The organism is Methylobacterium fujisawaense, assembly GCF_014138435.1.
GTDB lineage: Bacteria > Pseudomonadota > Alphaproteobacteria > Rhizobiales > Beijerinckiaceae > Methylobacterium > Methylobacterium fujisawaense.
In genome coordinates, this window is sequence record NZ_JACJIM010000020.1 from 1 (window position 1) to 3,678 (window position 3,678).

The window sequence follows — 3,678 nt, forward strand, 5'->3', positions numbered from 1 at the left end:
CGACTTTGGCCGACACCTGGGTTCCCGCGGCGTCCCGCGTCCCTCGTGTTCGCTCCCGGGCCATGCCCCCGGCGCCACCGGCGCGCGGGGACGATAACGCATGTCCGGAGACGGTCGACGACGGCCGCCTCCCGGACCGGCCGCCGTCGCGGCAGCGCCGGTCTTGCCGGCCGCGACGGTTGCGTCCCGGCTCCGGTCGCGCGACAACGCGGGCAGCTTCCCGCGCTCATCCGGAACACCACAGACGTGACGTCCAACGCCCCGGCGCCCCTGAAAAAAACCTTTGGCCTCTCGACCGCGATCTCCTACCCCAACGGCGCGCCCCATATCGGCCATGCCTACGAGGTGATCGCCGCCGACGCCATCGCGCGCTTCCACCGGCTCGACGGCTACGACGTGCTGTTCTCCACCGGGACCGACGAGCACGGGCTGAAGATCCAGCAGGCCGCGACCCGGGCCGGCACCACCCCACGCGCGTATGTCGACGGCACCGCCGCCCGGTTCCAGGCGATGGCCGACCGGCTGGACTGCGCCTACGACCGCTTCATCCGCACCACCGAGCCCGGCCATTCCGCCGCCGCCCAGGAGATCTGGCGGCGGATGGAGGCCAACGGCGACATCTACCTCGACAAATACGCCGGCTGGTATTCGGTCCGCGACGAGGCCTATTACGACGAGGCCGAGACCCGGCTCCTGGAGGACGGCAGCCGCCGCAGCCTCGCCACCGACACGCCGGTCGTGTGGATGGAGGAGGAGAATTTCCTGTTCCGGCTCTCCGCCTATCAGGACCGGCTGCTGCAGCTCTACGCGGACCAGCCCGACTTCATCGGGCCGGACACCCGCCGGAACGAGGTGGCGAGCTTCGTGCGCTCCGGCCTCAAGGACCTCTCGGTCAGCCGCACGAATTTCGACTGGGGCGTGCCGGTGCCCGGCCATCCGAGCCACGTCATGTACGTGTGGGTCGATGCGCTCACCAATTATCTCACCGTCACCGGCTTCCCCGACGAGTCCGATCCGCGAAAAAAATTCTGGCCGATGGATCTGCACATCATCGGCAAGGACATCGTCCGGTTCCACGCGGTCTACTGGCCGGCCTTCCTGATGTCGGCCGGGCTGCCCCTGCCCAAGCGCGTCTTCGGCCACGGCTTCCTGCTCTCCAAGGGCGAGAAGATGTCGAAGTCGCTGGGCAACGTCCTCGACCCGTTCGAGCTTGCCGACACCTACGGCGTCGACCCGGTGCGCTACTTCGTGCTGCGCGAGGTGCCGTTCGGCGGCGACGGCAGCTACAGCCACGAGGCGATCATCGGCCGGATCAACGCCGATCTCGCCAACGACCTCGGCAACCTCGCCCAGCGCTCGCTCTCGATGGTGGCCAAGAACTGTGACGGTGCGGTGCCGGATCCGGGCAGCCTGGACGAGGCCGACCGCGCCCTGCTCGCCCAGGTCGATGCCCTGCCGGAGCGCGCCCGCACCCTGATGGGCGACCTCGCGCTGCACAGCATCCTCGCCGAGATCTGGGCCGTGGTGGCGGAGGCGAACCGCTACTTCGCCGCCCAGGAGCCCTGGCGCCTGCGCAAGTCCGACCCGGCGCGGATGAACGCCGTGCTCTACACGACGCTGGAGGCGTTGCGCGTCTTCGGCATCCTGACCCAGCCCTTCGTGCCGGGGGCGGCCGCCAAGCTCCTCGACCTGCTGGCGGTGCCGGCCGACCGGCGCAGCCTCGCCGCCGTGGGGGAGGGGGGCCGGCTCGTGCCGGGCACGGCGCTCGCCGCCCCCGCGCCGATCTTCCCGCGCTTCGAGCGCCCCGAGACCCCGTCCGCCTGACGAATCTTGCCGCCCGACGGCCCCGAGACCCGATGCTCATCGACAGCCACTGCCATCTCGACTTCCCGGATTTCGCCGCCGACCTGCCCGGGGTCATTGCCCGGGCGAAGGCCGCGGGCGTCACCGGCATGCTCACCATCGCCACCCGGGTCGCCAAGGCCGACACCTACCGGGCGATCGCCGAGGCTCATCCGGAGGTCTGGTACACGATCGGCACCCATCCCCACGGGGCCGCCGATGAGCCGGATGTCGCCGCCGGGACGATCGCGGAGATCGCCGCGGCCAGCCCGCGCTGCGTCGGGATCGGCGAGGCCGGGCTCGATTACCACTACGCCGACGCCGCCCCCGAGGCGGTGCAGGAGCGGGTGCTGCGCGCCCATATCGAGGCGGCGCGCCTGTCCGGCCTGCCGCTGGTGATCCACGCCCGCGACGCCGACGACCACATGGAGCGGGTGCTCTCCGACGAGATGGGCCAAAAACCCTTCCGGGCGGTGCTGCACTGCTTCTCCTCGGGGAAGCGGCTGGCGGAGGCCGGGGTGGAGCTGGGGCTGTTCGTGTCCTTCTCGGGCATCGTCACCTTCCGGCGCTCGCACGATCTGCGCGACATCGCCCGGAGCGTGCCCCTGGATCGGATCCTGGTGGAGACCGACGCGCCGTTCCTCGCCCCCGAGCCCCATCGCGGGCGGACCAACGAGCCGGCCTACACGGCCGACACGGCCCGGTCCCTCGCCGAGACGCTCGGGCTGCCGGCCGAGGACCTCGCCCGGATCACCACAGCGAACTTTTTCAGCCTGTTCGACAAGGCGGCCGGCGCAACGCCCCGCAGCGGCGCGTGACCGAAGCGGGCGGGAGCGGGAGATCCGGATGGCGCGCCTGACCCTGCGGATCCTCGGCTGCGGCTCCTCCGGCGGGGTGCCGCGGGTCGGCACCGGCTGGGGTGCCTGCGATCCGGAGGAGCCACGCAACCGCCGGAGGCGCTGCTCGATCCTGGTCGAGCGGGCATCCGGGGCCGGGCGGACCACGCTTCTGGTCGACACCTCCCCCGATCTGCGCGAGCAGCTCCTGGATTCCGGCATCCGGCGTCTGGACGGGGTGCTCTACACCCACGCCCATGCCGACCACACCCACGGAATCGACGACCTGCGCCCGCTGGTGATCGCCATGCGGGCACGGATCCCGGTCTACGCGGACGCCCTGACCCGGTCGCTGCTCACGACCCGGTTCGGCTATTGCTTCGAGACGCCCCCCGGAAGCGCCTACCCGCCGATCCTCGACCTGCGCGACCTCGACGCCGACCGCGACCTGACCCTGGAAGGGGAGGGGGGTCCGATCACCGTGGCATCGCTCCCGGTGGAGCACGGCAACGAGGCGGCCCTCGGCTTCCGCTTCGGCAATGCGGCCTACATGCCCGACGTGAGCCTGATCCCTGACGCGACCCTGGCCCGGCTCCACGGTCTCGACCTGCTGATCATCGATGCCCTGCGGGACACCCCGCACCCGACCCATTTCTCGGTCTCGGACGCGCTGGCCCTGATCGAAGCGGTCCGGCCCCGCCAGGCGGTGCTCACCAACCTCCACACCGACCTCGACTACGGCACCCTGGCGGCGCGCCTGCCCATGGGGATCGCGCCCGCCTATGACGGGATGAGCCTGACGCTCGACGTCTGAGGACGGCGGGGCAGGGGGAAGGCAGGAGCGAATCGCCCGTCACACGCCTGTCGTCGCCGGAGTCCAAGAAAATCGACTTCCCTGCGAAGAAGGCTGTTGACGGCCCGGAACGGTGGGCCTATACCCCGGCTCATCGGCGCCGGCCGCGGAAGTGGACCGGGCGCTGAGGCATCTTCTGACAAGCGG

The 3,678-nt window shown here is 71.0% G+C and carries 3 protein-coding genes; all 3 read left to right on the forward strand.

What is annotated here, in order from left to right; all coding sequences use genetic code 11:
* Positions 1-246: 246 nt before the first annotated feature.
* Genes metG through GGQ91_RS27890 form a run of 3 tightly spaced genes read left to right on the forward strand, consistent with a single transcriptional unit; the run spans position 247 to position 3,492 of the window.
* Positions 247-1,824 (forward strand): methionine--tRNA ligase, encoded by a 1,578-nt coding sequence (gene metG, locus GGQ91_RS27880; protein WP_043354549.1) that lies wholly within the window; start codon positions 247-249, stop codon positions 1,822-1,824.
* A gap of 32 nt (positions 1,825-1,856) precedes the next feature.
* Complete coding sequence (locus GGQ91_RS27885; RefSeq protein ID WP_179698577.1) at positions 1,857-2,660, forward strand: TatD family hydrolase; 804 nt, start codon at positions 1,857-1,859, stop codon at positions 2,658-2,660.
* A gap of 28 nt (positions 2,661-2,688) precedes the next feature.
* The gene (locus GGQ91_RS27890) at positions 2,689-3,492 is read left to right on the forward strand and encodes an MBL fold metallo-hydrolase (protein ID WP_043354553.1); all 804 of its coding nucleotides are present in this window, start codon (positions 2,689-2,691) and stop codon (positions 3,490-3,492) included.
* The last annotated feature ends 186 nt before the right edge of the window (positions 3,493-3,678 follow it).